Source organism: Pseudomonas sp. 1L-E-NC-VB-C3, from assembly GCF_057291535.1.
In genome coordinates this window covers 151,750-178,257 of sequence record NZ_JBXAWD010000009.1, presented here as the reverse complement: position 1 = coordinate 178,257, position 26,508 = coordinate 151,750, and the positions used below count along the sequence as shown (strand labels likewise).

28 protein-coding genes are annotated in these 26,508 nt (G+C 60.0%); 20 read left to right on the top strand and 8 right to left on the bottom strand.

Annotated features, from left to right (window positions below; translation table 11 throughout):
* Positions 1-91: 91 nt before the first annotated feature.
* Both AC0Z5Z_RS16580 and AC0Z5Z_RS16575 read left to right on the top strand, forming a co-directional pair.
* The gene (locus tag AC0Z5Z_RS16580; protein WP_485611341.1) at positions 92-1,075 is read left to right on the top strand and encodes a helix-turn-helix transcriptional regulator; all 984 of its coding nucleotides are present in this window, start codon (positions 92-94) and stop codon (positions 1,073-1,075) included.
* A gap of 165 nt (positions 1,076-1,240) precedes the next feature.
* Positions 1,241-2,368 (top strand): mechanosensitive ion channel family protein, encoded by a 1,128-nt coding sequence (locus AC0Z5Z_RS16575; RefSeq protein WP_485611340.1) that lies wholly within the window; start codon positions 1,241-1,243, stop codon positions 2,366-2,368.
* 36 nt (positions 2,369-2,404) lie between these two features.
* On the opposite strand, the gene AC0Z5Z_RS16570 is transcribed toward AC0Z5Z_RS16575, so the two are convergent.
* The gene (locus AC0Z5Z_RS16570; RefSeq protein WP_485611339.1) at positions 2,405-4,324 is read right to left on the bottom strand and encodes a tyrosine-protein phosphatase; all 1,920 of its coding nucleotides are present in this window, start codon (positions 4,322-4,324) and stop codon (positions 2,405-2,407) included.
* 337 nt (positions 4,325-4,661) lie between these two features.
* Here AC0Z5Z_RS16570 and AC0Z5Z_RS16565 point away from each other — a divergent pair, with 337 nt between their 5' ends.
* From AC0Z5Z_RS16565 to AC0Z5Z_RS16555, 3 genes are all read left to right on the top strand, one after another.
* Positions 4,662-6,200 (top strand): methyltransferase regulatory domain-containing protein, encoded by a 1,539-nt coding sequence (locus AC0Z5Z_RS16565; protein ID WP_236169214.1) that lies wholly within the window; start codon positions 4,662-4,664, stop codon positions 6,198-6,200.
* Between the two features lie 280 nt (positions 6,201-6,480).
* Positions 6,481-7,362, top strand: coding sequence for a manganese catalase family protein (locus AC0Z5Z_RS16560; RefSeq protein WP_041480494.1), 882 nt, complete (start codon positions 6,481-6,483; stop codon positions 7,360-7,362).
* 51 nt (positions 7,363-7,413) lie between these two features.
* Complete coding sequence (locus AC0Z5Z_RS16555) at positions 7,414-7,626, top strand: hypothetical protein (RefSeq protein WP_041480496.1); 213 nt, start codon at positions 7,414-7,416, stop codon at positions 7,624-7,626.
* A gap of 73 nt (positions 7,627-7,699) precedes the next feature.
* Here the strand turns inward: AC0Z5Z_RS16555 and AC0Z5Z_RS16550 are convergent, their stop codons facing one another.
* Complete coding sequence (locus AC0Z5Z_RS16550; protein ID WP_315435512.1) at positions 7,700-8,131, bottom strand: DNA methylase; 432 nt, start codon at positions 8,129-8,131, stop codon at positions 7,700-7,702.
* A gap of 160 nt (positions 8,132-8,291) precedes the next feature.
* Between AC0Z5Z_RS16550 and AC0Z5Z_RS16545 the strand changes: the two genes are divergently transcribed.
* Positions 8,292-9,863, top strand: a complete 1,572-nt coding sequence (locus AC0Z5Z_RS16545; protein WP_485611338.1) for a sensor domain-containing diguanylate cyclase — start codon at positions 8,292-8,294, stop codon at positions 9,861-9,863.
* A gap of 10 nt (positions 9,864-9,873) precedes the next feature.
* Here AC0Z5Z_RS16545 and AC0Z5Z_RS16540 read toward each other — a convergent pair whose 3' ends face one another.
* Positions 9,874-10,968 carry a GNAT family N-acetyltransferase/peptidase C39 family protein gene (locus tag AC0Z5Z_RS16540; RefSeq protein WP_485611337.1) on the bottom strand — a complete coding sequence of 365 codons (1,095 nt, stop codon included), beginning with the start codon at positions 10,966-10,968 and terminating at the stop codon, positions 9,874-9,876.
* Between the two features lie 94 nt (positions 10,969-11,062).
* Here AC0Z5Z_RS16540 and AC0Z5Z_RS16535 point away from each other — a divergent pair, with 94 nt between their 5' ends.
* Positions 11,063-12,643 (top strand): RimK family protein, encoded by a 1,581-nt coding sequence (locus AC0Z5Z_RS16535; protein ID WP_071171957.1) that lies wholly within the window; start codon positions 11,063-11,065, stop codon positions 12,641-12,643.
* Positions 12,644-12,646: 3 nt separating this feature from the next.
* Complete coding sequence (locus AC0Z5Z_RS16530; RefSeq protein ID WP_252887743.1) at positions 12,647-13,558, top strand: magnesium transporter CorA family protein; 912 nt, start codon at positions 12,647-12,649, stop codon at positions 13,556-13,558.
* Positions 13,559-13,600: 42 nt separating this feature from the next.
* Here the strand turns inward: AC0Z5Z_RS16530 and AC0Z5Z_RS16525 are convergent, their stop codons facing one another.
* Positions 13,601-13,837 carry a hypothetical protein gene (locus AC0Z5Z_RS16525; RefSeq protein WP_485611336.1) on the bottom strand — a complete coding sequence of 79 codons (237 nt, stop codon included), beginning with the start codon at positions 13,835-13,837 and terminating at the stop codon, positions 13,601-13,603.
* 163 nt (positions 13,838-14,000) lie between these two features.
* Here AC0Z5Z_RS16525 and tspO point away from each other — a divergent pair, with 163 nt between their 5' ends.
* From tspO to AC0Z5Z_RS16510, 3 genes are all read left to right on the top strand, one after another.
* Positions 14,001-14,444 carry a tryptophan-rich sensory protein TspO gene (gene tspO / locus AC0Z5Z_RS16520; protein WP_041480509.1) on the top strand — a complete coding sequence of 148 codons (444 nt, stop codon included), beginning with the start codon at positions 14,001-14,003 and terminating at the stop codon, positions 14,442-14,444.
* Positions 14,441-15,424: an alpha/beta hydrolase fold domain-containing protein gene (locus AC0Z5Z_RS16515; RefSeq protein ID WP_485611335.1), complete on the top strand. Its 984-nt coding sequence runs from the start codon at positions 14,441-14,443 to the stop codon at positions 15,422-15,424. The genes tspO and AC0Z5Z_RS16515 overlap by 4 nt, the downstream gene beginning before the upstream one ends.
* 221 nt (positions 15,425-15,645) lie before the next feature.
* On the top strand, positions 15,646-15,897 hold the full coding sequence (locus tag AC0Z5Z_RS16510) for a DUF2790 domain-containing protein (protein WP_485611334.1): 252 nt from the start codon (positions 15,646-15,648) through the stop codon (positions 15,895-15,897).
* Positions 15,898-15,967: 70 nt separating this feature from the next.
* Here AC0Z5Z_RS16510 and AC0Z5Z_RS16505 read toward each other — a convergent pair whose 3' ends face one another.
* A complete protein-coding gene (locus AC0Z5Z_RS16505; RefSeq protein WP_041480513.1) occupies positions 15,968-16,894 on the bottom strand; it encodes a LysR family transcriptional regulator in 927 nt (308 codons plus the stop codon).
* A 211-nt stretch (positions 16,895-17,105) separates the two neighbouring features.
* Between AC0Z5Z_RS16505 and AC0Z5Z_RS16500 the strand changes: the two genes are divergently transcribed.
* From AC0Z5Z_RS16500 to AC0Z5Z_RS16490, 3 genes are read left to right on the top strand one after another with little or no spacing between them, the layout of a single operon-like run.
* A complete protein-coding gene (locus AC0Z5Z_RS16500) occupies positions 17,106-18,542 on the top strand; it encodes an NAD-dependent succinate-semialdehyde dehydrogenase (protein WP_252877928.1) in 1,437 nt (478 codons plus the stop codon).
* A gap of 10 nt (positions 18,543-18,552) precedes the next feature.
* The gene (locus AC0Z5Z_RS16495; protein WP_064361883.1) at positions 18,553-18,885 is read left to right on the top strand and encodes a carboxymuconolactone decarboxylase family protein; all 333 of its coding nucleotides are present in this window, start codon (positions 18,553-18,555) and stop codon (positions 18,883-18,885) included.
* Position 18,886: 1 nt separating this feature from the next.
* Positions 18,887-19,888 (top strand): NAD(P)H-quinone oxidoreductase, encoded by a 1,002-nt coding sequence (locus AC0Z5Z_RS16490; protein WP_485611333.1) that lies wholly within the window; start codon positions 18,887-18,889, stop codon positions 19,886-19,888.
* 66 nt (positions 19,889-19,954) lie between these two features.
* On the opposite strand, the gene AC0Z5Z_RS16485 is transcribed toward AC0Z5Z_RS16490, so the two are convergent.
* Positions 19,955-20,965 carry a zinc-dependent alcohol dehydrogenase family protein gene (locus AC0Z5Z_RS16485; RefSeq protein WP_236169206.1) on the bottom strand — a complete coding sequence of 337 codons (1,011 nt, stop codon included), beginning with the start codon at positions 20,963-20,965 and terminating at the stop codon, positions 19,955-19,957.
* Between the two features lie 157 nt (positions 20,966-21,122).
* On the opposite strand from AC0Z5Z_RS16485, the gene AC0Z5Z_RS16480 reads away from it, so the two are divergent.
* Positions 21,123-22,037, top strand: a complete 915-nt coding sequence (locus AC0Z5Z_RS16480; RefSeq protein WP_056784938.1) for a LysR family transcriptional regulator — start codon at positions 21,123-21,125, stop codon at positions 22,035-22,037.
* 37 nt (positions 22,038-22,074) lie between these two features.
* Here the strand turns inward: AC0Z5Z_RS16480 and AC0Z5Z_RS16475 are convergent, their stop codons facing one another.
* On the bottom strand, positions 22,075-22,467 hold the full coding sequence (locus AC0Z5Z_RS16475; RefSeq protein ID WP_370593534.1) for a carboxymuconolactone decarboxylase family protein: 393 nt from the start codon (positions 22,465-22,467) through the stop codon (positions 22,075-22,077).
* Positions 22,468-22,537: 70 nt separating this feature from the next.
* Positions 22,538-22,924, bottom strand: coding sequence for a MerR family transcriptional regulator (locus AC0Z5Z_RS16470; RefSeq protein ID WP_056784936.1), 387 nt, complete (start codon positions 22,922-22,924; stop codon positions 22,538-22,540).
* Between the two features lie 281 nt (positions 22,925-23,205).
* On the opposite strand from AC0Z5Z_RS16470, the gene AC0Z5Z_RS16465 reads away from it, so the two are divergent.
* The 5 genes from AC0Z5Z_RS16465 to AC0Z5Z_RS16445 all read left to right on the top strand — a co-directional run bounded on the left by AC0Z5Z_RS16465 (position 23,206) and on the right by AC0Z5Z_RS16445 (position 26,463).
* The gene (locus AC0Z5Z_RS16465) at positions 23,206-23,562 is read left to right on the top strand and encodes a metalloregulator ArsR/SmtB family transcription factor (protein ID WP_485611332.1); all 357 of its coding nucleotides are present in this window, start codon (positions 23,206-23,208) and stop codon (positions 23,560-23,562) included.
* Between the two features lie 64 nt (positions 23,563-23,626).
* Positions 23,627-24,097, top strand: a complete 471-nt coding sequence (locus tag AC0Z5Z_RS16460; protein ID WP_485611331.1) for an arsenate reductase ArsC — start codon at positions 23,627-23,629, stop codon at positions 24,095-24,097.
* A gap of 47 nt (positions 24,098-24,144) precedes the next feature.
* Complete coding sequence (gene arsH, locus AC0Z5Z_RS16455; protein WP_252877926.1) at positions 24,145-24,858, top strand: arsenical resistance protein ArsH; 714 nt, start codon at positions 24,145-24,147, stop codon at positions 24,856-24,858.
* Positions 24,859-24,926: 68 nt separating this feature from the next.
* Complete coding sequence (locus AC0Z5Z_RS16450) at positions 24,927-26,000, top strand: ArsO family NAD(P)H-dependent flavin-containing monooxygenase (RefSeq protein ID WP_485611330.1); 1,074 nt, start codon at positions 24,927-24,929, stop codon at positions 25,998-26,000.
* Positions 26,001-26,211: 211 nt separating this feature from the next.
* Positions 26,212-26,463, top strand: coding sequence for a hypothetical protein (locus tag AC0Z5Z_RS16445; protein WP_252887738.1), 252 nt, complete (start codon positions 26,212-26,214; stop codon positions 26,461-26,463).
* The last annotated feature ends 45 nt before the right edge of the window (positions 26,464-26,508 follow it).

Genomic DNA, 26,508 nt, shown 5'->3' with positions numbered 1-26,508 from the left:
GTCCGTGGTTCCAGCCTTGTCACTGAACCGTCACACCCGCCTCCTACGCTCGACCGATCTCGACCATCGCCCCAAGAGCCCGCATTCCAAAATGCCGCCCATCGCAACTGCATCCCCAACCCGGCAAAAAATCATCCTGCGCTCCGACAACCTCAGCTCTTCCGACTTCGGCGCCCTGTTCTCCAGGCTCTTCGGCAACCGCTACGCCGATACTCCGCCGCCGCCCTCCAACATCATCATCGGGGGTGTCTACGGGCGGCACGACGGGATGAGTTTTCGGCGTATGCATTACCACGGCGATTTCAGCGTCACCCTCCCCGATCCGCAGAACGAAATCACTTTCGTCATCCCCACCGCCGGCAAGATCGTTTTCAACCACGCCACCGAGTCCATCGGCATGGCGCATGTCGGTCTGGCGATCGACAAGGCGGATATCCGTTCGATGCGTTTTGTTGACGATCACGCGCATCACGGCATTTCGATCAATCGTCTGCAGCTCACCGAGCGGTTGTCGGGGCTGCTGGAGAAACCGGTCGTGCAGAAGATCGTGTTTGAGCCAAGCGTGGATCTGAATGCCCCGGCATTTCAGGGCCTCAAGGCGTTGATCGATCTGGCCACGGGCACTGAGTTCGATGCCTTGATCAACAGCGGCACGTTGATGCCGTCACGGTTGCGCGAGATGTTGATCGATGCGGTGCTGGAGGCGTGGCCGCACAATTTCACCGAGGCATTACGGGGGCCGGCGCCGTGTGTGGCGCCACGACATGTGAAGGTGGCGATGGAGTTTATTCAGGCGCATCCGCAGCAGTTGGTCAGTGGCGTGGATCTGGCGCGGTTGAGCCATGTCAGCCAGCGCGCCTTGCAGGAAGGTTTTCGACGTTTTGTCGGGATGTCGATCGTGGCGTATCAGCGGCAGGTGCGTTTGCAGCGCGCCTATGAGGCGTTGGTGCGCGGGCATGCAGGCTCTGTGACGGAGGTGGCGTTGAGCTTTGGCTTCAGTAATGTCGGGCGCTTTTGTCAGTATTTTCAAAGCGCTTACGGCGTAAGCCCAGCGGAGTTGAAGGCCAGGCGTTGACCATTCGGTCCGGCGAAACCTGCATTTGATTGAACAGCAGGAATCTCAGGGCGACTAACCCAGACAGGTCGTTTGACGGCACCGCCGATTCAAGCGGCGTTTACCTGGCTGCGACCGACGGTGCGTTTCTGCGCGCGTCGGTGCAGGCTTCGCAAGGGGGTTTCCATGACCGAGGATTTCATCGGCTTTTTCACGACACACACGATTTTAGGAATTTCACTGGCGAACTGGGTGCTGGCGTTCCTCGCCGCAACGCTCAGTTATCTGCTGACCACCACGGCGATCCGCTTCGTTTTCCGCAAGGTGCAGGCGCGGGCCACTGCCGGCAATGGGCATCTGACGTACATGGCCAGCGAAGTGCTGGCGGCGACCAGCACCACGTTGCTGCTGTTGGCATCGATTCTGGTCGGCATCGGTTTGCTGGATTTGCCCGAGCGCTGGCTCGGGCGGGTCAGCAGTTTATGGTTCGTGGTGGCGGCGTTGCAGGTCGGCCTGTGGACCAACCGCGCACTGGCGCTGGGGCTGCATCGCTATTTTTCGCGGCATAACACGACCGGCTCCTTTCAAGCGAGCGCCCTGGCGACCCTGAGCCTGTGGGGCGTCAAGGTGTTGCTGTGGGCGGTGATTCTGCTGGCGATGCTGTCGAACCTGGGCGTCAACATCACTGCATTCGTCGCCAGCCTGGGTGTCGGCGGTATCGCGGTGGCGCTGGCGGTGCAGAACATTCTCGGCGACGTGTTCGCCTCGCTGTCGATTGCCGTCGACAAGCCGTTTGAGGTGGGCGATTTCATCGTCGTCGGCACGCTGGCCGGTACGGTCGAGCACGTCGGCCTGAAGACCACGCGCATCCGCAGTCTCGGCGGTGAGCAGATTGTCATGGCCAACGCCGACATGATCGGCAGCACCATTCAGAACTACAAACGCTTGCAGGAGCGTCGAGTGGTGTTCGAGTTTCGTCTGACTTACGAGTGCACCAGCGAACAGATCCGCCAGATCACTCAACGCGTTGAAAGCATCATCAAGAACGAAAAACAGGCGCGCTTCGACCGCTGCCATTTCCGCAGTTTTGGTAAGAGCGCGCTGGAATTCGAGACGGTGTATATCGTTCTGGACGCCAGCTACAACGTCTACATGGACGTGCAGCAACGCATCAATCTGGCAATCATGGAAGCGGTGGCCGAGCTGGACGCGACGTTCGCCTTCCCGGCGCGCACCGTGCATGTCGCCTCCCTGCCCGAACCCACCGCGCCACCGGCACGCACACAGCAACCTTCGCGTGCGCAGCATGCTTGAGCGCAAGAGCCCGGCAATTTGCCGGGCTCGCTGTGTTCAAAACGCGTAACTGGCCTTCAGCCCGCCATTGATACCGTGGCTGTCACCGCCACCGTTGGCCCCGACCTCAGCGCCCACACTCAGGGCGCCGAGGTTGGCCATCAGATTAACGCCGCCGCTGAACTGGTCGCGATTGTCGAACGCCGCGCGCTGCTCGATATCCAGCCCCAGCAGGTGGCCTTCGCTGTCGACTTGCTGATCGCCGAGCGCACGTTCATAGCCCACGCGAACACCCGGGACCAACTGCCACGCACCCATGACCACTGGGGCGAATGACACGTCGAGATTGGCCACCGTGCTGCGGCGGGTCTGCTTGATGCCATCGACGTCGAGCGCCAGCTCACTGCCCTTCTCTTTGAAACCTTGCAAGTCGAGATGACTGACGCGAAAGCCCAGGCTCGGCTCGAGAATCACACCGTTGAGCGGTGCGCGATAACCCAGCGTCAGGGTCGCGCCGGTGAGATTGCCGTGGCTGTCGCCTTTGGCTGTGCCGAGACCACCGCCAAGCTCGCGTTTGCTGTCGTAGTCGAAGTAACCGGCGCTGGCGTTGGCATCGACAAACATGCCGCGCTCGAGGCTGGTGAGGCCGTACCGCGCACCGAGCTTGAGGAAGGTGAAGTCCGTATCGGCCTCGCCACCCGCGCCGCCCACGCTGCCCTTGCTGTAGCCAAAGCCGGCGCGTGCGCTGAGTTGTTCGCTGAAGCGCTGGGTGATGCCGAGCATCAGGCCCTGGCTGTGTTCGTTGCTGCTGTCGGCGTGGGCCGAGCCGTCCGTGCCGAGGTAGCCGGCAAGCGCGGTGGTCCAGAGGCGGTATTGGCCGATCTTCAGATCGCTGCCGCTGTCGAACGGTGCGGCGGCTTGTTCGATCATCGCGTTCTGCCGCAGCAGGTAGCTGGCCGCATCAGCGTGGACCTGACCGCCGACTTGAGATTCGACACCGCCCAGACTGCCGGCGTCGATCGCCGATTGCAGGTAGTAGTTGTAGGTGCTGTAGGTGCCGGACAGCTCGGAGTTCTGCAGCTGGCGCAGCAACTCGGCACCTGCGGCGGCATTGCCGATCAGCCCGGTCTGCCCCGGCAAGCTGTTGTACTCGACCAGTTTGCCGCGCAGCACGTAAATGGTTTCCTGGGACAGACCGAGGCCCTGCTTGAGGTAGTTGTCCATGCTGCCGTACTCGGCGGCGACCTGGTCGAGACCCGCCTGCAAATAACTGGCCTGCACCCCGAGCAGCGGCTCGTAGACAGCGGCCATGCTCGGCGGCAAGGCTTTCAAGGTCGCGGCGACTCGGGCGGCGGTGTAGTCGTTGGTCGCCAAGTAGTTGGCCATGATCGTCGCCTCATCGACACCAGCGATGCTCTGCAACACGGCGGCGGTCCAGCCAGTGCGGTCTTTGCCGGCGGCGCAGTGAAACAACTGCGCGGCGTCGACACTTGCCAGCTCATTGAACAACTGGCCGAACTGCCCGCGCATGCCGGCATCGCTGACGAAGGCGCGGTTGGTTTCCTCCATCATCGCCACTGCCTCGGCGGCGCTGTGGAAGGAGATATTGGTGATGTCCGCACCCGAGGTGGTACTGCCGATGATGTCGATATTGCGATAGGCCGCGCCCGTGATCATCGTGTCGGGCGTAGCGGCAATTTCGCTGGGCGTGCGCAAGTCGTAAATGGCTTTGATGCCAAGCCCATTGAGTGTCGCCAGATCCGCCGTCGACGGCGTCAGTGCGTTGGAACGGTAGAACACGCCGCTGCGCATAACGCCGTCGTGGGCGGTGGAGTACGCAGTGGTGATGCCGGCGATGTCGCGAAAGTTGTCGATGCCGCTCAAGCGCGGCGTGTCGAGAGTGAAAGGCTCGGCCGCGCGGGCAGCGGCGATGGACAGGCTCAGAACGGACAGCGAACACAGAAGACGTTGGAACACAGTGCAGCCTCATGAAATCAGCGTTGGGCTGGTCACTATGGGCAGACGAGTGGGAGGGAATATGACAGTTTCGGCTGGCTACAAAATGCCTGCGCGAATGGGCCGTGGGGTGCGTGATCGGTCCATCAATCCTGCTTGAATGTGTTGAAGATCCCTGTGGCAGCGAGCCTGCTCATGAAAGCGGCGTGTCAGCCGATTATATTCAAACTGAAAAAAGCTTTCGCGAGCAGGCTCGCTCCCACAGGGTTTGGTGACGTATCCGTTTTTTCAATTTGTCGCGCGCAATCACAACCCCTTATAAGACTGCCATCACTTTCAAGAACAAGAGGCTGTACCCATGAGCAACGCCTGGAACGAAGGTTATTTCACCGACGAAGGCTACACCTACAGCTATAGCCGGGAGATCAATCCGGTGTTCCTGCGTTACTGCCTGTTGTTGCGCGGGTTCGCCACGCTTGAAAGCAACGACGGCGTGCACTGCGAACTGGGCTTCGGTCAGGGCGTGTCGATCAACATCCACGCCACCGCCAACCCGGGTTCGTTTGTCGGCACGGACTTTCACCCGGGTATGGCGGCCCATGCCATCGAACTCGCGACTGCCGCCAACAACGGCGCACGCCTGTATGACGACAGTTTCGAACAGCTGCTGGCGCGCAATGATCTGCCGCAGTTCGACAGCATCAGCCTGCATGGCATCTGGACCTGGGTCAGCCGCGACAATCAGAAACTGATCGTCGAATTCGCCCGCCGTCACCTGAAGCCGGGCGGCATGCTTTACGTCAGCTACAACTGCTTCCCCGGCTGGTCGCCGTCAGCGCCGCTGCGCAATCTGTTCAGCCTGCACGATCGTTTCGCCAATGCCTCGTCGCGCTCCGACCAGCGCATCGACGCCGCACTGCAATTTTCCGAAGCACTGCTCGCGGCCAACCCGAAATACGCCGCGGCGGCGCCGAGTCTCGGCGCGCGGCTGCAGAGCATCAAGGGTCAGGATCGTCACTACGTCGCCCACGAGTATTTCAACCGTGACTGGAATTGCATGTACTTCGCCGACATGGTCGACGCGCTGGCCCCGGCCAAACTCGACTACGCCACCACGGCAGTGCCGCTGGACTCGGTCGCCCCGCTCAACCTGAGCGCTGAAGGCATGGACTTTCTGGAAACCATCGAACATCCGATCATGCGCGAGCAAGCGCGGGACTACTTCGTCAACCAGCACTTCCGCCGCGACCTGTACGTGCGTGGCGCGACGCGCCTGTCCGCTGCCGAACGCCGCGCGAGGATGCTGCACAGCCGTTTCGTGCTGCTGCAACCCTGGGAAACCGTGGCGGGCTCGGTCAGTGGTCCCGCCGGCGAAGCGACGCTGCAACCGGAGATTTACGGCCCGGTGCTCGATGCACTGGCGGCACAGAACTATGCGGCCAAATCGATGCGCCAATTGCTGTCCGAGGCTGCGCTGGCTTACGACGACCTCGAACAAGCCCTGGCCGTGCTGATCGGTATGGGCGCTGTCGCTCCGTGCCAGAGCGAGGCCGCCGAGTCGCAGGTCAGCGGTCGCTGCGCCGCGCTCAATCTGCAACTGTGCAAACGCTCGCTGTACGGCGCCAACATCCAGACCCTGGCCAGCCCGGTCACTGGCGGTGGCGTGACGGTCAGCCGCTTCCAGCAGTTGTTCCTGATTTCGATCAAGCAAGGCAAACAGCAGCCAGCCGAGTGGGCGCAATTGGCGTGGAGTGTGATCAGCGAACAAGGTGAAGTGCTGGTAGAGAACGGCCAGCCGCTGCTCACTGCCGAAGCCAATATCGCCGCGCTGACCGCACAGGCGCAGGTATTCGCCGAGCAGACGCTGGTGGTGCTGAGGGCGTTGAAGATAGCTTGATTGCCAACGAACCATTGTGGGAGCGAGCCTGCTCGCGAAAGCGCTGGATCAGCCGCCAAATCGGTGACTGACGTACCGCATTCGCGAGCAGGCTCGCTCCCACATTGGTCGTGGAACAGGGTCAAGCCAACCGTCCTGTTTCCGGAACTTTCCGCCCTCTGCCGTCCGTCCAGCCGGCCTGCAATAAACGAAATTTCCGCTCCACCCACTCCTCACAACTATGCATGCGCTAACGCCCATCAGGGCAAAAGCGCGATAGCCTGGTCTGAGGAAAATTTGAATGTTCATACATAACAAGCGACTTCAGTACACCGTTCGCGTGGCCGAGCCCAACCCTGGTCTGGCCAATCTGCTGTTGGAACAATTCGGGGGCGCCAATGGCGAACTGGCCGCAGCAGCGCGCTATTTCACACAAGCCTTGGCCGAGGAAGATCCGGGGCGCAAAGACCTTCTGCTGGACATTGCCACCGAAGAATTGAGCCATCTGGAGGTGGTCGGCTCGATCATCGTCATGCTCAACAGAGGTGCCAAGGGTCAACTCGCCGAGGGCGTTCAAGAGGAAGGCGAGCTGTACCGTGCGCTGAATGGCGCCGGTAATGACTCGCACATCACCAGCCTGCTGTACGGCGCAGGCGCGCCTCTGGTCAATTCCGCTGGCGTACCTTGGACGGCGGCGTATGTGGATTCGATCACTGAGCCTACTGCCGACTTTCGTTCGAACATCGCAGCCGAAGCGCGGGCGAAAATCCTCTACGAACGTTTGATCAACATCACCGATGATCCGGGCGTGAAAGAGGCGCTTGGCTTTTTGATGACGCGGGAAATCGCCCATCAACAGTCCTTCGAAAAAGCCCTGCATTCGATCCAGCCGAACTTCCCGCAGGGCAAATTGCCTGGCATGCCGGAGTTCACCAACAAGTACTTCAATATGTCTGGCGAGCCCAACGTGCGCGGTCCCTGGAACGAGGGCGGTGCGTGGGAGTACGTGGAAAACCCAGAGCCTGCGGTCGACGGCGGTGACGGTCTGGCGACCGTCAGCCTTCCGGCTGAAGACGAACAGGTGCTGGAAGCGATGAAGACCCGTACAGCCTCTGACCCACTCAGCGAGCCGGTGACCGGTGCTGACCTGGGCTCCGGCTATGTGCAAGGCAAAGATGTCTGAACCCGTCCGGCGGCCCCGGACCGGGGTCGCCACTTGCTCAAGGAAAACCACATGAAAAGCAGCAAAGTCCTGGCACTGACCTCTGAACATTTTCAACGTTTGATGGAACAGGCATCTGCGGGTTTCGAGCTCGACTGCAAACAGGCCTGTCGAGGATTGAAAGTCAGCATGGCGGTGAATGTATTCGGCTTGGGCACCCTGCTGCCGAATAATTTCGCCGATCAAGCCACAGTCCAGCAATCGGAGGTGGCAGCCATCCATTGACCGCGAACTGGCCGGAAGACTTGCTGCTCTGTGAGCCGAGTGTTGCCACCGTCTTCAATGCAGAACCGGGCGTTCAGAAAAGTACCGCCGCCGCTTCCCTCATGAAGATCTCGACGGTCTTTGGCCCTATTCCTTCAAACTCGGACAGGCGCTTCTCCAGCGCCTTACGGTCCGCGCTCGCGGCCACGATGTTACTGACCTTACCGGCGTACTCGCTGTTGAGCTTGTTGGCCAACGCGAGCAGTCGCGACGCCGTGCTTTCGTCGTAGCGCACGTAACGCGCCTGCCCCAGCATCGACACCAACTGACGGTGGGTGCACTGCGCGAGCTTTTGCGGGGTGTCTTTGTGATGCTGCTCTACTATGACTTGATACGCCTTGGCGGCGATGGAGCCCTGAATCCTCTTGCCCATCAGAAAACTCGCCAGCAGCCATTTGAACAGGCCGGTTTCGCTGGCATTGTGCAGGTCGATGTTCAAGTCACCGGCCGTGATGATTTCGCTCACAAGTCTCACCTCAAGGCGCGTTTCAATTACAGATGTTGACCCGGCACGGCTTTGAACGATCCAATCGCGACCGCCTGGCCAAGGCAGTAAATTGAATTCCAGGTGGAAAAGGATGGTCATCTTTCAAGAGATGAGAGATGACAAGCATAAGGACCCTCAGATGCTCGGTCGTAAGATGCCCAAAACCAAGGGGCATGACGCCGCAGAAACCGCTCCCATCAAAGCTGCCAGCGAGATAGCCGCTTTCCGCCTGACAGTCATCTTCATGCTGACGGTCATTCTGGCGTTTCTCGGCGTGGAGGGATGGCGAACCTGGCGTGACTATCATGCAGCCTTCTCGTCGGCGCGTGATTCGGTCACCAACCTCGCGCGGGCAACCGCGCAACATGCCGAGGACGCCATCCGCCAGGTCGATGTGTTGACCGCCGCCCTGGGCGAGCGCGTCGAAGGCGACGGTCTGCAGAACATCGACGTAGCGCGTATCCACAACCTGCTGGTCCAGCAGGCCAAACTGATGCCGCAGTTGCATGGACTGTTTATCTACGGCCCGGACGGCAAATGGATCGTCACCGACAAGGAAATGATCCCCGACCCTGCGAACAATGCCGATCGCGACTACTTCCAGTATCACCGCGCCAACACCGATCGAAACGTGCGTATCGGTGATGTCGTCAAAAGCAAATCCACAGACGACCTGATCATTCCGATTTCCCGCCGCTTGAATAACCCGGACGGCTCCTTCGCCGGCGTGCTGCTTGGCACCATCAAAGTCAGTTACTTCGTCGACTATTACGGCGATTTCAAAATCGACGACAAGGGTGCCTTGGTGCTGGCGCTGCGCAACGGCACCATTCTCGTGCGTCGTCCTTTCATCGCTTCGGTAATCGGTCAGAGCCTCGCCGACAGTGAGGTGTTCAAGAACTACCTGCCCTTTTCCAATCAAGGGATCGCCGAGGTCCGAGCCGTCGTCGACGGCACCCAGCGTCTGTACGGTTACAGAGCTTTGAGCACCTATCCGTTGGTAGTCGAAACCGGACTGTCCCGCGAATCGATCATTGCGCCGTGGCGCTGGGACCTGATCAAAACCGGCTTTGTGTTGATGTCGGTGATCACCGCGTTCACGGTCTTCGGACTGATCGTCTTGAGGCAACTGCGCCAACGGATGGTGATGGAAAAGGATTTGCGCAAGGCACACCAGGCCATGAAGGACATGGCTTTGACCGACAGCCTGACCGGACTGGCCAACCGTCGGCGACTGGACACTGCCTTGATTGACGAAATTCGTCTGGCCAGACGCCAGGGTTCGTCGATCTCACTGATCATGATCGATGTCGATCACTTCAAGCTCTACAACGACAGCTATGGGCACGCGGCAGGTGATGATTGCCTGAGCGCTGTCGGACAGGCCATTGCGCAAGCAGTAAAACGACCGGGTGATCTCGCCGTGCGCTATGGCGGCGAGGAGTTTTCCGTGTTGCTGCCCAACACGGATATTCGCGGGGCGGCGCTTGTGGCGCAGGAAATTCTTGAGGCCATTCGATCCTTGCGAATGGAGCACAAAGCCCATCCACTGGGTCACGTCACCGCCAGTGCAGGTATTGCGGTTGGCAAACCGGCCGAACATGAAGTGAGCCCTGCCACTCTTATCGAGTCGGCTGACAAAATGCTTTATGCCGCGAAGCAGAAAGGCAGGGATCGCTACTGTATCGGCGAGGAAGTGCTCGGCGCCTAGCCACCCCTCTTCAACGGGAGCGCAGCATCACGGCTGCGCGAACCCGCTGTACACCAAACACCGTCATGCGCAGAAATTCCTGGTGACTGACCGGCAAGTGCTGGCAGTCCAGGCCGCGCTTGAGTTTGCTGTGGTCGACATCAGGATCATGCAAGTAGACGAAGTCCTCGTCACACCCGGTGATGATGACCCAATGCGGCGCTTTCAAGCGGGTGAATCGGTAGCTGCTGATCAGCACCAGCGGTTTGTATCCGGCCGCCAACGCAGCGCCGATCTGCAGATAATCACCCAGAACCTGCTCGACTTGCGTGGCAGCCAGTTCCTGGGCAAACCCATCCTCGACCAGTTTCATGATCGACTTCTTCTCCGTGCTGCGTACGCCGTGAAGAAAAAGCGAGCCCGCGTGACTGACTTCCAGGCGCACATCGAAACCGCGCCGCCAGGCCGCCAATGCCAGACCCTGAGGACTACAGCCACCGTGCCCCGCCGTCATGAAAATGGTGGTTGCCTCGCGCCACAGCTGGATTTCCTCCGCTCGGGTCATGGCACGGCTCGCGTCGATGGCAGACATGGCCATCAGCAGGCACGCGGCGCCGCAGGTGAACTCGGTGGTCTGCTGGTAATACGGCACTTGCCGGGCGGGGGCAGGTGTTTCGCGCAGGATGCGTTTCTCGTAGCGCAACGCCTCGCAGTGGTCCTCGTAGTAGTCCTCGACACTGGCAAAGCGTTGATAGCCGTTGGCTTCGTAGAGGCGGATGGCAGCGCTGTTGTCAGCGCGCACCTCCAGACGCAGCCATGCGCAGTTGCGCGCCAATGCGCAGGCCTGGGCCTGTTCCAGCAGACGCTGGCCAAGCTCATGTCCGCGCCATGCGGGGCTGACCGCAATCGAATACAGGCGTCCAAGTGAGGTGCCACGGTGAAAAAGCACCAGTGCGTAACCGCAAAGGATTGCGCCTGAGGTGACGACAATCAGCGCGGCATTGGCTCTACTGAGCATCCAGCTGAAGTTGCGCTGGTTCAACCGGTCGAGGGTAAAACACATCCGCTCCAATTCGACCAGATCGTCGATATCGTCAGTGGATGCAAAGCGAAAATCAAAAGACATGACCGCACCGTAAAGTTTGAGTAACGAACCGGGACAGACCGAAAGGCCCGTGATTTATTGAAGCGGCGTCTTCTTCAACAGGGATTCATTACTCATGTCAGCGGTGCAAGCCAACGTGAACGAAGTATTAGACAAAACCGAGCATTCGACAATCTCCCTCAGCGAGGAACCTCCCAGTATCAAGCCCTCGGGAAGTCGATTGCTCATACTGGTCGAACGCAAGGATGACTGGGCTGATTACCTGCCCAGCGAGAGCCTGATGCTGGCTCAGGATTACCTTGAACACAGCGATGATTTTCCTCATCGCACCCAGGTCATAAACCTCTGCCGCAATTACAAATACCTCGGTCAGGGCTATTACTGCTCATTGCTGGCCGAAGCGCGCGGACACAAGGTTTTCCCCTCGGTACGCACCGTCAGCGAGCTGGCGCGCAAAGCGCTTTACGGGGTCGGGCTGAATGATCTGCAACGCACCCTGGAGCGGGCGCTGGCCAACCATCCATACGGCGAAACCGAAGCCTTCACGCTGTCGCTGTACTTCGGCAAGGCCTCGATCGAGCCGCTGCAAGAGATCGGCCGTCAGCTGTTCGAGGCGTTCCCCTGCCCTATCCTGCTGGTGGAATTCCGCCGTGGTGAGAGCTGGCAGATCGCAGGCATCAAGGCCGGTGCACTGCACAAACTTCGCGATGAACAGCAGCATGTTTTCGCTGATGCACTGGACGCGTTCAATCGCAGGACATGGCGTCAGCCCGCCTCCAAACGTGTGGCCCGCTACGACCTGGCCATCCTCCATGATCCTGACGAAGCCCTACCGCCGTCTAACCCCGAGGCATTGCAGCGTTTCATCGCTGCGGGCGAACAGCTGGGTATCGATGTCGAACTGATCGAGAAAAAGGACTACGCACGTCTCGCCGAATTCGACGCGCTGTTCATCCGCGAAACAACGCGAGTGGATGATCACACCTATCGGTTCGCGAAAAAGGCTGAAAGCGAAGGCCTTGTGGTGATTGACGATCCGTCGTCCATCCTGCGCTGCACCAACAAGGTTTATCTGGCCGATTTGCTGAAGCGTCGCGGGCTGGGCATGCCGGCAACGGAAATACTCTACAAGGATCGTCCGCAGGAACTCGAAAACGCAGGGCGTCGCCTCGGTTTTCCCTTGGTATTGAAAATCCCCGATGGCTGTTTTTCACGGGGTGTGATCAAGGTCGCCGATGCACAAGCGCTGGCCACGGCCGCGCAGGAGTTATTCGAACACTCGGTGCTGCTGCTGGCGCAGGAGTATTGCTACACCGAATACGATTGGCGCGTCGGGGTGCTCAATGGCGAAGCGCTGTATGCCTGCAGGTATTTCATGTCCAAGGGGCATTGGCAGATTTACAACCACAAGGCGCTGCCCGGCGAGATCAACGGAATGTGCGAGGCGGTGCCGGTCGAGCAAGCCCCGCCCGCAGTCGTGCAGCTCGCCGTACAGACGGCGCGGCTGATCGGCGACGGCCTCTACGGCGTCGACCTCAAGCAGGCGGGCGATCGGGTCCTGGTCATCGAAGTGAACGACAACCCCAACCTCGACGCCGGCATCGAAGATGCGGTGCTGGGCGACGAATTGTACCGGCGCGTATTACAGGCTTTTACCCAAAGGCTTGAGCTCAAACACCGTGGCCAAGCGTGGTGAGCAATGATTGAAGGCTATTGCATTGATTGCGGCGCCCTGCACAGGACATCCGAGGACCAGGCGACTGTCTGGCTGTGTGTCGCCCCGGACGCAGCCGAGCAACTGGATTTGCACAGACGCCTGGGCATCGGCGCGCAAGCGATAGAGTCGTCGCTGGACCCTGATGAAGTGGCCCGCATCGAGGTCAAGCCAGATCACCTGTTCCTGATCTGGAAGCGCCCGGAAAGCTTCGACGGGCGCGCATTCAACGTTTCGTCCTTCGGAGCGGTGCTGAGCGAAAAACGCCTGGTGGTCATCTGCGCGAGCAACTCGCTGCTTTCGGGTCTTGAGCACGATGCGCAAATGACCGGGCCGCTGGACGTGCTGATGGCGTTACTCGCAGAAAGCGTTCACCACTATCTCGGGCATTTGCGCGTGGTCAAACAGATCGCCCGGGAGATTCAGCAGCAATTCACCCGGGCGATGGACAATCAGCAATTGGCGCAGATGTACAACCTGAGCGAAAGCCTCGTGTACTACGTCAATGCGATTCAAAGTAACGGTGCGGTGCTGACGCTGCTGCGCAACCACGGCCAGCGTCAGGGCTTCAGCGACAGTCAACTGGCTGCGCTGAACGATCTGATCGTGGAAAACGAACAAAGCTTCCAGCAGGCCAGAATTCACGCCAAGGTGTTCGCCAACCTCATCGAATCCCATGGCAACCTTGCCAACAACAGCATGAACCGCGCGCTGCGAAAGCTGACGCTGATCAACGTCGTATTCCTTCCCTTGAACCTGATCGCCGGCATCGGTGGCATGTCGGAGTTCAGCATGATGACGTCCGGCGTTCCATGGTGGATGTCCTTTCCCGTGCTGATCGCCTGCATGGGCCTCGTGGGCGCGGGGATGGTGCTGGTATTGCGGCGCATGGCCTGAATTCAGAGCACATTCTGCTAACGCCTGCGCCGCATGCGGGCGTCAATTGGTCCGGCTGACCACCCGGATATGCGTAATCCCTACCCGCTCAGCCTGCTCGAGAATCTGCTCTGGCGTCGAATCCGCCTTGGGCATGACCAGGCTGTTTTCGGCATCGCCCAGATGCAGTTCGAGCAGATGCATCGCCGCGTCGTGCTCGGCCAGTTGCGCTTCCTTGAGTTCGAGCAGATAAGTACGAGGCTCGCCGTTGAAACGGTATTCGATGTGATAGGTGTACATGATGTCGTCCGCGTCGGTGGGAAAAGGCAGTGTTTATCCTGACGCAGCGGTCAGCTTTTAGTTCAACCTGACTGCCAAATTGCATTTGCGAACAAACTTTTTGCGCAGCGAAGCGTCCTCTTCTTAACTCTCCATAACAGCTGATCACAGCTAAGGACTGGCAATGACCTTTTTCATCTTCCTCTTGGCCTGCGCGGCGGCGGCAACCACTGGCGTGATGTTCAAACCCGGCCCGTGGTACGAATCACTGACCAAACCCTCTTTCACCCCGCCCAACTGGGCCTTCCCCGTGGCCTGGACGATCATCTACCTGCTGCTGGCCTGGGCCGGTTATCGCCTGAGCCTGATTCCCGGCAGCCAAACGGTGCTGGCCTTGTGGGCCGCGCAAATCGCCCTGAACACGCTGTGGACGCCGGTGTTCTTCGGCGCGCATCAGGTGCTGGCGGCGCTGGTGATTCTGGCGGTGCTGTGGGTGGTGGTCGCGGTGATGGTCGTGCTCGCCCTGCAACTGGACGTGGTCACCGGGCTGATTCTGTTCCCGTACCTGGCGTGGCTGTGCGTTGCGGCGGCGCTGAACTGCTCGATCCTGATGAAGAATCGCCTGTGAGCGACTTCCCATGGCCGCAAGGCGAGCGCGAGCTGGCGCAGGTGCGTGGGTTCAACAGAAAGCTCGCCTGGCTGCCACGCTTCAAGATCCGCAATCGGCTCACTCCACGGCTGATTCAGGCGCTGCTGCGGACGGGTCAGCTCGGCGGCGACGGCAAGCTGCGCCAGCATGGGCTGAGCGCCGAACGGAAGATCATCGACACGGTGCCCGTGCGCATCATCCGCCCCAAGAGCAAAGCCAAAGGCGTGGTGCTGGACTTCCATGGTGGCGGCTGGGTGATCGGCAATGCGCAGATGAACGACAACTTCAACATCGCCATCGTCAACACTTGCGACGTGGCGGTGCTGTCGGTGGATTATCGGCTGGCGGTGTCGACGCCAATCGAGGGCTTGCTGGAAGACTGTCTGCGCGCCACTCGCGGCATCTTGAACGATGGCGAATTTGCCGGACTGCCCGTGGTCGTCGTCGGTGAATCGGCCGGTGGGCATCTGGCGGCGGCCACCCTGCTCGCCCTCAAATCTTTGCCGCAACTGCTGCAACGGATCTGCGGCGCGCTGCTGTATTACGGCGTCTACGACCTGACCGGCACGCCCAGCGTGCGCGCCGCGCCAGCCGATACCTTGGTGCTCGACGGCCCCGGCATGGTCGAAGCGTTGCGCCTGCTCACGCCGGATATCAGCGACGAACAACGACGCCAGCCACCGCTGTCGCCGCTGTACGGCGATTTCAGCGGACTGCCACCAGCACTGCTGTTTGCCGGCGACCTCGATCCGCTGCTGGATGACTCGCGACTCATCGCTGAACGCTGGCAACACGCGGCGCCGGTGGAGAGGTACGTGCTGCCGGAGTGTCCGCATGGCTTCATTCACTTCCCGACCGCCACTGCTGACCATGTGCTGGCTTACAGCCGCAAGTGGATCTCGGCGCGAGTGGCAAGCTACTCAGCGAAATCCGCCGAAATCAGCCCGGCGTTTTCGTAGCTGCCGATTGCATGGCGAGCGGTAAAAAACGAGACAAACAAAAGGCGCCCTCACCGGCGCCTTTTTTTGTTTGCGCTGAACCCTGCGCGATCGTTCACCCCATGCCGATTGTGGCTCAAACCGTAAACAGTCTTTACCCGATCCGCGCCTGTTTCCCCCGCCAGCCGCCGCATAGAGTTTGTTCCAGCAGCACACTCAACTTCAGCAAAGGAACATCCTCCATGAAAGTCTCAATGCTCGTCCTCGCACTCTTCGGCTTCAGCTCGGTGGTCATGGCTCAGGAATCGACTACCACGCCACCCGTCGAGCAATACACCTACGCCAGTCACCTCGACGTCGCCAAAATCATCTCGGAAGATCCCGTGCCGGATGTCTGCGCCGTAGTGCCGGTGCAAATGACTTATCAGGATTCCCAAGGCAAACAGCACATCCTGCAATACGAGGTCATGGGCAGCGGCTGCAGCAACGGTTGATCAGGCCAATACCTCGCACACCCATTGCGTCTCAGAGTTGGCTCGCTGAGACGCAAATGCCTTTACCGCTTCAATCGATAAGCGCCTGAGCAGTGCTCGCCAACTGCGCGCCGACCCGGGTTTTCAAGGTATCGATGAATCGCGTGATCTTCGCATCGACAAACTGGCGAGACGTGTAGACCGCGTAAACATTGCGCTCGTAGGTGTGGTAATCGGGCAGCACCCGCACCAGCCTGCCGGTACGCAAATCGTCGATCGCCGTGAAGCCTGCCAACAGACCAATCCCCGCCCCTTCGCGAATGGCCACGGCCATTGCGTCCATATCGTTCACGCTGAAACTCGGCCCGCTCGGGATGAACGTCGCGTCGCCCGCCTTGCTTTTGAGCTGCCATTCATCGCGCACGTAATCCACGGTACCGAGCAGCAGGCATTGATGATCGCAAAGCTGCTCCGGCGTTTCGGGGGCGCCATGCCGCGCCAGGTATTGCGGAGAGGCCACCAGTACGCAGTGACTGACGCCGATCTTCTGGCTGACATACGCCGAATCCGGCAGCGTTCGCGCGATCAGAATGGACACGTCCAACTGATCCTCAAGCAGATTGGGCATGCGTTGGGAGAGCATCAAATCGACGGTCACTTCGGGAAACGCCTGGCGATATTCCAGCACCGCGCCGGTCACCAGTTGCCGCGCCAGTCCGGGCACGCAGTGCACCCGTAACGTCCCTCGTGGTTGCAAGGCGGCATTGCTCGCCTCGGCTTCGGCGCTTTCCAGGTCAGCGAGAATCTTCACGCAGCGTTCATAAAACCGCCGGCCCGCGTCGGTCACCGAGAGACGCCGGGTCGAGCGTTGCAACAGGCGGGTGTCGAGTACGTTTTCCAACGCCGAGACCGCACGCGATACGTTACCGACGGTGGAGTCGAGATGGTTGGCCACTGCAGTGAAACTGCCCATCTCGACTACCTTGATGTACACCGACATGTTTGAAAGTTTGTCCATCCTGATCGTCCTGTAGAACTGCCACTCACTGCGGATAAGGACGGATGCTACACGCTCGCCCCTGCGCTCGATATTACCTTCTGGGACAACAATGATTCCCTCGTGGCCGGCTAAATCAAACGGCACGCCTTCCATAGACTGGATTCCACGGGACGCCTGAACTACTGCGTACAAGGCGCCGAATGAATCCTTAACCATGAAGGCGACATCCATGAACACTCTTTACGATCCGCTCTATCTCTTCATCGGTGGTCAATGGCTCACCGCCCAGGACCGCGCGACCGCCGCCGTGGTCAACCCGGCAACCGGCGAGGAAATCGGTCAGGTGCCACTCGCCACCGCAGACGATCTGGATCACGCCCTCGAAGTCGCTCGACTGAGCTTCGACCAATGGCGCCAGACCGTGCCGGACCAGCGCGCAAAAATCCTCAAGCGCGCCGCCGACCTGATCCTCGAACGCGCCCCGCACATCGCTGCGCAGATGACACTGGAAGAAGGCAAGCCACTGCGCGAAAGCCTCGATGAAGTGACCCGTGCGGCGGAATATTTCGAGTGGTTCGCCGAAAGCGCACGACGCATCGACGGCCGTGTCGTACCGGCCAATCGTCCGGGTGTACTGCAACTAGTGAAACGTCAGGCGATCGGCCCTGTGGCAGCGTTCACACCATGGAATTTCCCGGCCATCACCCCGGCGCGCAAGCTCTCGGCAGCGCTGGCCGCCGGTTGCAGCGTGGTGCTCAAGCCCGGCGAGGAAAGCCCTTCCACCGCGCTGGCCCTGGCCCGGGCGCTGGACGATGCCGGTTTGCCCAAAGGCGTGCTGCAAGTGGTGTTCGGTGTGCCGGATCAAGTATCCAGCCATCTGATTGCCTCACCGGTCATTCGCAAAGTGACGTTCACCGGTTCGGTGCCAATCGGTCGGCTGTTGTCGGCCCGCGCTGCCGAAGGAGTGAAGCCGATCACTCTGGAACTGGGTGGCCACGGCCCGGTTCTGGTGTTCGCCGACGCCGACATCGAAAAAGCTGCTGTGGAAGGCGTCGCCAATCGCTTTCGCGGCACCGGTCAGGTGTGCATTTCCTCGACTCGTTTTCTTATCCAGCGTGAGGCCTACGCCGAGTTTGTCGAGCACTTCGTCGCAGCCACCCAGGCGTTGAAAATCGGCGATGGCATGGATCCGCAAACGCAGGTCGGCCCTCTGGCCAACCCACGGCAACTGGCGAAGATGGAGCAACTGATCGCCGACGCCGTCGAGAAAGGCGCTCGGGTGCTGGCCGGTGGCGAAGCGTTGCCGGGCGCAGGCTTCTTCTTCCAGCCCACTGTTCTGGCCGATGTGCCGATGAGTGCGCGAATCATGCACGAAGAACCCTTTGGCCCCATCGCGATACTGATGCCTTTCGATGAACTGAGCGACGGCCTGCAAGAAGCCAACCGCCTGCCCTATGGCCTCTCGGCCTACGCGTTCACCTCTAATGCGCGCACCGCGATCGACGTCGCCGATGGCCTGGAAGCCGGAATGATCGGCATCAACCAGTACCGCATCGTCGCCACCGAACTGCCCTTCGGCGGCATGAAAGAAAGCGGCCACGGTTCCGAAGGCGGCATCGAAGGCATCGAGCACTACCTCACTAACAAATTCATCAGCCAGGTTTAAGGGGATTTCCATGTCGACTATCGATTTCAGCAGCCCACGCGAAGCCGCCCGCGCCTTCACCCCGAAACTGGCGCAATTCGTTGACTCAACGCTGTACCCGCAGATCTGGAGTGACCCCGCATTGGCACCCCGCGAGCGCAGCCTGATCACTGTCGCTGCGCTGATTGCCGGAGGCCACTGCGAAGAATTGCCCGCACACCTGCGCCGCGCTGTCAGCAATGGCGTGAGCCATGAAGAGTTGTCGGCGGCGATCACTCACCTGGCCTTTTACGTCGGTTTTCCGGGCGCCATCACCGCCTCGGCCATCGCCAATGCCACCCTTGCCGACACGGAGCAACGCTGAGATGAAAGCCATCAACCTGAAAGCATTCGGTTCGGCAGAAGTGCTGCAACTGGGCGAAGTACCCAACCCTGAAGTGCGCCCGACCGACCTGCTGGTGCGGGTCTATGCGGCCGGCGTGAACCGTGCCGACCTGACCCACCGAACCGGCGGCTACGGCCATGCGAACTTCGGCGACTCGTTGATCATCGGTCTGGAGATTGCCGGGGAAGTGCTCGAGACCGGCAGCGAGGTCAGCGGATTCGCCGTCGGCGACCGGGTGATGGGCGTGGTCGGCGGCGGCGCCTACGCCGAACTGGCGCGCATCGACTACCGCATGGCCATGCCGATTCCGGCACAGCTCGACTATGTGCACGCAGCGGCGATTCCCGAAGTGTTCGTCACCGCCCACGAAGCGATGCTGCACCTGGCCCGACTCAAGTCAGGTGACTCGGTGCTGATCCATGCCGCCGCCGGCGGCGTCGGTTCCGCTGCCGTGCAACTGGCCTACGCCACAGGCGCCACGGTGTACGCGACCACCGAAGGCAGCAAGCTGGCGCGCGTCGAACATCTGGGCGCCGACGTGGCCATCGACTACAAAAACGAGGATTTCGCCGCAGTCATCGCCGACAAAACCCAAGGTCGCGGTGTCGACGTGATCATTGATTTCATTGGCGCGCCCTACTTCGCCCGCAACATCGCCTCGCTGGCCCACGGCGGGCGCCTGGTGCAGGTCGGCATTCTTGGCGGCGGCGGCAAGGTCGACGTGGAGCTGGAGCACATCCTCTACCGGCACCTGCAAATCATCGGCACGGTGATGAAGTCGCGCACCCAGCCGGAGAAGCACGCGATGATCCAGCGCTTTCGCGACCACTGGCTGGAACGCTTCGCCGGCGCTGCGAGTCTGGAACCGGTGGTGGACAGCACCTTCCCGCTATCCCGCGCAGCCGATGCCCATCGGAGGATGGAGTCTTCGCAGAATGTCGGGAAGATTATTCTGACGATGCAGCCGGAGGATTTGCGCTAGGACAGACATAAAAAAAGGCCAGTCCGTTGAGCTGACTGGCCTTGGTTTGTCTGACGTTTTCGCTGATCAGCTCACCTTGATCACGACCTTGCCAAACGCCCCTTTCGCCAGATGCTCATAGGCCTCGCGCGCCTGTTCGAACGGATAGACATGGTCGATCACCGGGCGAATGTCGTGCTCGGCGAGGAACACGTTCATCCGGTCGAACGATGAACGCGGTGCCACCGCAATGCCGCGAATGGTGGTCTGGCGGAAGATCAGCGGCATCAGGTTCAGCTCGACGGTCTGCCCTGTCAGAAAGCCAATCTGCGCTATCCGCCCCGAGGCCTTGGTCGCTGCTACCGACTGATTGATGCCATTGCCTCCCGCCACATCGAGCAGCAGGTCCACACCCTTGCCCTCGGTGAGTTTCAGCACCTCGTCCGCCCAGTTCGGCGTGCTGCGGTAGTTGATACCGGCGACCGCGCCCAGACGTTTTACCGCGTGCAGGTTTTCATCGCTGCTTGAGGTAGCGATGACTTTGGCGCCCAGCGCGGTGGCGATCTGCACGGCGAAAATCGATACGCCGCCGGTACCCTGCACCAACACAGTCTGGCCCGGTTGAATAGCGCCGAAATCCACCAGCGCATACCACGCAGTCAGTGCGGCGATCGGCAGTGTCGCCGCCTCTTCATCGCTCATGTTGGCCGGCGCGCCGACGGCGCTGTCCTGATGAATGATCATGTACTCGGCGAGGCCACCGGGCAGCGGCGAACCGAAGCAATAATCCGGCTCGCTCGGCCCCGGCTCGCCATCCAACCAGCGCGAGTACAGATGTGAATTGACGCGGTCGCCAACCTTGAAACGAGTAACACCGGCGCCGATTGCAACTACGGTACCGGCGGCATCGCTCACCGGAATCAGCGGTTTCGGCACCAGGTGCGGCTCGTAGATACCGTCAACGATGGCCTTGTCGCGAAAATTCAGCGAGACCGCGCCGACCTTGACCAGCAGCTCGCCAGCCTTGGGCTGCGGGGTTTGCGTCTCGCCCAGTTGCAGATTGTCGAGCCCGAAATCTTTCAGTAACCACGCTTTCATGATGTGTCTCCAAATGCATTATTGGCCGCAAACCCTCAGCGGGCTTGCCTTGGGGCCATGATTGGCTTTTACATCAGCGCAATAAATGCTTGGAAACAGACATGATTGTTCTATTCTCAGGCAACAAATCCAGATACTGAAGCTCACCGGAAAAGTCATGGAATTACTGCAATCGATGCGCCTGTTCGCCCGACTGGCGGAGCTGGGCAGTTTCACCAAAGCCGCTGAGTCGCTGGACATCGGCCGGCCGCAGGTCACTCGCTATATTCAGGAACTGGAAACATCGCTGGGCGTGCGCCTCTTCCAGCGCACTACGAGGAAAGTCGCACTCACCGCCGAGGGTGAACTTTTCTATCAGCGGGTCCAGGAAATTCTGGCCGAGATCACCGCCGCCACCACAATGTTCGATCGCACCGGAGCCACGCTGTCCGGCCGCCTGCGCATCGACATTCCCACGGCGTTCGCGCAGCTGGAATTCATCAAAAGCCTGCGCGAATTCACCGACACCTACCCCGGCATCGATATGGTGCTGGGCGTCACCGATCGTGCGGTTGATCTGGTCGGCGAAGGCATCGACTGCGCGCTGCGCATCGGCGAGCTGCCCGACTCAACCCTGATCGCCCGCCCTATCGCCTTGGCGACCATGGTCACCTGCGCCGCGCCCGAATACCTGCGCGAGCACGGCACACCGGAAACGCTTGGAGATCTGGCGAACCATCAAGGCGTGAACTTTCTCTCGGGCCAGAACAACCGCACCTTGCCCTGGCAGTTTTCAGTTGAGGGCAAACAGAAATCCTACGTCAGCCGCCAAGGTATTACCGTCACCGAGTCGAACGCCTACGTGCAGTGTGGCGTGTCGGGCTTCGGCATTATTCAGGCACCGGGTATCGCGGTGGCAGAGCATCTGGCTAACGGTGCTCTGGTGGAAATTCTGCAACCGCTGCGCCCGCTGCCTCGGCCAGTGACGCTTTTGTACCCGAGCCGCACGCATTTGCCGGCGCAGGTGCAGGTGTTTATCGAATGGCTGCAGGTGCGGTTTGTGCAGTTGCATGGGGGGTGGGTGGTAGGTTGAATCTGGCTTTATCCCGCAGTTTCTGCAGCGTGCGCACCTAGGATTTAACACTGATCCCGCGAGCAGCAAAGACTTCACGCGCAGCCGTTATACCATTCAAGGCGCTGGGAAATCCTGCGTATACGGTCATTTGCAAGATCACATCGACCACCGCCTCCGGTGTGCACCCGACGTTCAGGGCGCCGCCGATATGCACTTTCAGTTGTGGCTGTGCATTGCCCAGTGCGGTCAGTGCCGCAACGGTTGCCAGCTCACGAGTGCAGTGATCGAGCCCGGGGCGGGCGAAGACATCGCCGTAGGCAAAACTCAGAATCCAGTCCGCAAGCTCTGGAGCAGTATCCTTCAATGAATCAACCACTGCCTGACCAGGTCCGCCAGTAATCTGCGTCAGAGCGGCTTCTCCGCGCGCTCGACGATCAGTCATGTCCACGGGCGCTGCCACACTGGTCACGCTTGCGCCAATCAATGTGGCGGACAGCAAGCGGTTGAAACCGGGAAGTTTACGGATCATGGTGATGCTCCTTTTGCTCGAGTTGGTGATAGATCTGAATCTTGTTATCCAGAACCTCCAGGGACTGGCTCAACTGGCTGATCTGCGCTTGCACGTCCCGGCGATGCTGCTCGAGAAGCTCGCGGCGTTCTGCCAGGGTCGAGTCGCCTGATCGGCGCAGTTCGGCATACCGCAGCATTTGCTGGATCGGCATTCCGGTCGCCTTCAACCGGAGCAGAAACTCGGCCCACAGCACATCCTTCTCGGCGTACACCCGGTGGCCATTGCCACCGCGCCCAACCGGGTCGAACAGCCCGATGCGCTCGTAATAGCGGATCGTGTGAGCGCTCAAATCAAGGCGCTTGGCCAACTGTGAAATTGTCAGTTCTGGATTCATGTCATCACCGTAAAGGTTTGAGCGTGCTCTAAGTCAATGGCTATTTTCAATCAGTTGGAATCAGACAAATCGCGGGCACTATCCGCGCGGTCCGTCGCTATCAGTCTCGACGGTTCAACCCCTGTTATATTCGCTTTACCAGATATATGACTATGCGTATATTCGGTTATCCGTATCCATTGCTCGGCAATCATCCCGCCGCCTTTCACCCTACGCGTCACGACATCCGCAAGCGCATCAGGCTCTTCGTTTTGGTCAAGACACAAGCTTCTGGAGGATGTATGACAGAACCCATGACCCCCACCACCTTGTTCAAGTGTCTGGCCGATGACACCCGGGCCAAAATTTCCCTGCTTGTCGTGCGCGAAGGCGAGTTGTGTGTATGCGAGCTGACGGCAGCGCTCGACCTGAGTCAGCCGAAGATTTCTCGCCACTTGGCGCTGCTGCGCTCCGCCGGTTTGCTGCTGGATCGTCGCCAGGGTCAATGGGTGTACTACCGACTGAATCCTGATGTGCCCGCGTGGGTGGCAGCAGTTCTGAAGGAAGTGGCAGACGCCAATCAGCCATGGCTGGAAACCGAGGCCAAGCGCCTGTGCTGCATGAGCGACCGACCGATCAATCAGGCCATGTACAGCTGATTCATGCCCACCGGATCAACCACCCTGGCACTGCGCCTCAGTTTCTGAATGAAGGAATCGTCTGATGAAAATCTTGTTCATGTGCACCCACAACAGCTGCCGCAGCATTCTGTCCGAGGCGCTTTTCAACCATTTGGCGCCCGAGGGTCTAGAAGCCATCAGCTCGGGAAGCTTTCCCAGTGGCCGGGTGAATCAACGGGCACTGCAAACGCTGGAGGCGGCGGGTATTTCCACAGTGGGCTTGAGCAGCAAGGCTTCGGATGCTTTTGAGGGCTCGCCTCCGGACATCGTGATCACAGTCTGTGATCGGGCTGCGGGAGAAGCATGCCCGATCTTTTTCGGCCCAGCCCTGAAGGCGCATTGGGGTCTGGCCGACCCGTCTGAGGCTAGCGGGTCGGAAGCCGAGATCACCGCAGAGTTTGCAACCACACTGGCCAAAATCCAGGAACGCGTGAGTGCGTTTCTCGCACTGCCGCTCAAGACCATGAGCCCTGACCAACTGCAAGCTGAACTGAACCGCATCGGTTCGCTTTGAAGATCAACCGAGGCGCCCCCCCTCCAGGTGCCGCCGCAGGAGTTCATATGCAAGAGACATTGCCAAACGTACACGCCGACCTGATCGACATTCCTACGCTGGAGCAGCTGTCTCCGCGTAATCCTTCGCCCCACAAACCTCGCATTTTGCTGCTATACGGATCGACGCGAGAGCGCTCGTTCAGTCGTCTGGTCACGCAAGAAGCGGCACGCCTGCTGAATGAGTTTGGCGCCGAAACCAGGATTTTTGACCCTGCGGGTCTGCCGCTGCCTGATGACGCCCCCGACACACATCCCAAAGTCGCGGAGTTGCGCGAGCTGATGCAATGGTCAGAGGGTCAGGTGTGGTGCTCTCCTGAGCGTCACGGCTCCATGAGTGCCGTGTTCAAAGCGCAGATCGACTGGGTTCCGCTGGCGCTGGGCGCTGTACGACCTACGCAAGGCAAAACCCTCGCTGTGATGCAGGTCTGCGGCGGCTCGCAGTCCTTCAACGTGGTCAATCAGTTGCGGGTACTTGGCCGCTGGATGCGGATGTTCACCATCCCGAACCAGTCTTCCGTGGCCAAGGCGTTCACCGAGTTCGATGAAGCGGGTCGCATGAAGCCTTCTTCGTACTACGACCGCTTGGTGGACGTGATGGAAGAATTGATGAAGTTCACGCTGCTCTTGCGCGATCGTCAGGATTACCTGGTCGACCGTTATTCCGAGCGCAAGGAATCCGCCGAAGAGCTGTCCAGACGAGTCAACCAGCGTTCCATTTGATGCCTGAGTGGGACAACGGTATGGCCGGACCCCGATTTTTCACACGTTGAGGCCTTTGCGCCGGGAGGATGCTGGTGAGTCAGAATTCGACACTTGATGTTGTGGTCATTGGTGGTGGCCAATCCGCGCTGACTGTCGCTTATTTTTTGAAGCGCACAGGCTTGTCTTACGTGCTGCTCGATGCCGAGCCGGGACCGGGAGGCGCCTGGCGGCATGGCTGGGATTCGCTGCGACTCTTCTCGCCGTCGGCATGGAGCTCGATTGCAGGCTGGCCGATGCCGGCCATAACCGAGGGGACGCCCGGGCGGGACGATGTTGTCGAATACCTGACTCAGTACGAGCGCCGGTATGACTTCCCCATCATCCGCTCCACGCGGGTGACCGGTGTCGAGAAGATCGAAGGCGGGTTGCGCGTTATCTCAAAGGACAATTACTGGGACGCCAAAGCGGTTATCAGTGCAACAGGCACCTGGAGCCGCCCGTTCGTACCGGACTATCCCGGTCAGGCGTTGTTTGCAGGCAGGCAGCTTCATTCCGCTCATTACGTCGGGCCGAACGGGTTTGCGGGTAAAGCCGTCCTTGTCGTCGGTGGCGGCAACTCCGGCGCCCAGATTTACGCCGAGGTCTCCAAAGTGGCGCAGGCAACCTGGGTCACGCAACAGGCCCCAACGTTCTTACCTGATGAGGTGGATGGACGCGTCCTGTTCGAACGCGCTACTGCTCGACTGAAGGCGCAGCAGGATGGCGTCGAGCCTCAACAGCCCATTGGAGGGCTGGGCGACATCGTCATGGTGCCACCGGTGAAGGAGGCTCGCGAACGCGGTGTACTGAACGCAGTACGGCCGTTCACGCGTTTTACTTCGACAGGGGTTGTGTGGTCATCGGGGATCGAGACAAAGGTGGACGCTGTCATCTGGTGCACGGGCTTTTCTCCAGCGCTCGACCACCTGAACAACCTGGGCGTTGTAGGCCGGGATGGCAAAGTGATTGTTGACGAAAGCCGAAGCGTTGCGATACCCGATCTGTGGCTGGTGGGTTACGGCGACTGGACGGGGCTCGCTTCTGCCACATTGATCGGCGTAACCCGCACCGCCCGGGATGTAGTCAGGCAAGTGCAAAGCTATCTCACTGGCGGAACCTGATTGCTCGCGGCGCCGTGAAGCCATAAGGTCGCTAGCCTGTAAATCATCTTCAGCGAGCAGAATCAGGCAAATTGCCAACAGTATCCGCCTAACGCCGACACCGCCCTGCCCCCTAATCTGAACCCATGCAGAACACACCACTGCAACGGGTTAACCAGATACGGATCTGAACGACCCGGACCTCAATCTCAACTTGACCGGAGTCACCGCCATGAAAACTGTAAGCCAACTGATCGCCGTCGCCACTTTCGCCCTCAGCGCCAGCGCATTCGCCGTACCGAGCAATCAGGAAGATCGTTTCTTCACCCAGGTCAACGAACCACAGCAGACTGTTGCTGCCGATGGCTCGGAACGTACGCCGCAGGGTCAGGCCATCGCTGCCGACGGCTCAGACCGCACCCCACTGGGCGAGGCGCTCGCCGCTGATGGATCAGACCGGACCCCAGGTCGTCGCGCAGCTTAAGCGCATGATGCTGAGACAAGAAAAGTCCTGCAGGTTTGAAACCTG

Coding starts and splice junctions, on each gene's coding strand:
- AC0Z5Z_RS16490 (WP_485611333.1), top strand. CDS start 18,887: ATGAAAGCCATCAACCTGAAAGCATTCGGTTCGGCAGAAGTGCTGCAA.
- AC0Z5Z_RS16560 (WP_041480494.1), top strand. CDS start 6,481: ATGTTCATACATAACAAGCGACTTCAGTACACCGTTCGCGTGGCCGAG.
- AC0Z5Z_RS16470 (WP_056784936.1), bottom strand. CDS start 22,924: ATGAATCCAGAACTGACAATTTCACAGTTGGCCAAGCGCCTTGATTTG.
- AC0Z5Z_RS16530 (WP_252887743.1), top strand. CDS start 12,647: ATGATTGAAGGCTATTGCATTGATTGCGGCGCCCTGCACAGGACATCC.
- AC0Z5Z_RS16555 (WP_041480496.1), top strand. CDS start 7,414: ATGAAAAGCAGCAAAGTCCTGGCACTGACCTCTGAACATTTTCAACGT.
- arsH (WP_252877926.1), top strand. CDS start 24,145: ATGCAAGAGACATTGCCAAACGTACACGCCGACCTGATCGACATTCCT.
- AC0Z5Z_RS16480 (WP_056784938.1), top strand. CDS start 21,123: ATGGAATTACTGCAATCGATGCGCCTGTTCGCCCGACTGGCGGAGCTG.
- AC0Z5Z_RS16510 (WP_485611334.1), top strand. CDS start 15,646: ATGAAAGTCTCAATGCTCGTCCTCGCACTCTTCGGCTTCAGCTCGGTG.
- AC0Z5Z_RS16545 (WP_485611338.1), top strand. CDS start 8,292: ATGCTCGGTCGTAAGATGCCCAAAACCAAGGGGCATGACGCCGCAGAA.
- AC0Z5Z_RS16535 (WP_071171957.1), top strand. CDS start 11,063: ATGTCAGCGGTGCAAGCCAACGTGAACGAAGTATTAGACAAAACCGAG.
- AC0Z5Z_RS16500 (WP_252877928.1), top strand. CDS start 17,106: ATGAACACTCTTTACGATCCGCTCTATCTCTTCATCGGTGGTCAATGG.
- AC0Z5Z_RS16445 (WP_252887738.1), top strand. CDS start 26,212: ATGAAAACTGTAAGCCAACTGATCGCCGTCGCCACTTTCGCCCTCAGC.
- AC0Z5Z_RS16580 (WP_485611341.1), top strand. CDS start 92: ATGCCGCCCATCGCAACTGCATCCCCAACCCGGCAAAAAATCATCCTG.
- AC0Z5Z_RS16575 (WP_485611340.1), top strand. CDS start 1,241: ATGACCGAGGATTTCATCGGCTTTTTCACGACACACACGATTTTAGGA.
- AC0Z5Z_RS16525 (WP_485611336.1), bottom strand. CDS start 13,837: ATGTACACCTATCACATCGAATACCGTTTCAACGGCGAGCCTCGTACT.
- AC0Z5Z_RS16540 (WP_485611337.1), bottom strand. CDS start 10,968: ATGTCTTTTGATTTTCGCTTTGCATCCACTGACGATATCGACGATCTG.
- AC0Z5Z_RS16565 (WP_236169214.1), top strand. CDS start 4,662: ATGAGCAACGCCTGGAACGAAGGTTATTTCACCGACGAAGGCTACACC.
- AC0Z5Z_RS16495 (WP_064361883.1), top strand. CDS start 18,553: ATGTCGACTATCGATTTCAGCAGCCCACGCGAAGCCGCCCGCGCCTTC.
- AC0Z5Z_RS16505 (WP_041480513.1), bottom strand. CDS start 16,894: ATGGACAAACTTTCAAACATGTCGGTGTACATCAAGGTAGTCGAGATG.
- AC0Z5Z_RS16460 (WP_485611331.1), top strand. CDS start 23,627: ATGAAAATCTTGTTCATGTGCACCCACAACAGCTGCCGCAGCATTCTG.
- AC0Z5Z_RS16465 (WP_485611332.1), top strand. CDS start 23,206: ATGACAGAACCCATGACCCCCACCACCTTGTTCAAGTGTCTGGCCGAT.
- AC0Z5Z_RS16450 (WP_485611330.1), top strand. CDS start 24,927: ATGCTGGTGAGTCAGAATTCGACACTTGATGTTGTGGTCATTGGTGGT.
- AC0Z5Z_RS16485 (WP_236169206.1), bottom strand. CDS start 20,965: ATGAAAGCGTGGTTACTGAAAGATTTCGGGCTCGACAATCTGCAACTG.
- tspO (WP_041480509.1), top strand. CDS start 14,001: ATGACCTTTTTCATCTTCCTCTTGGCCTGCGCGGCGGCGGCAACCACT.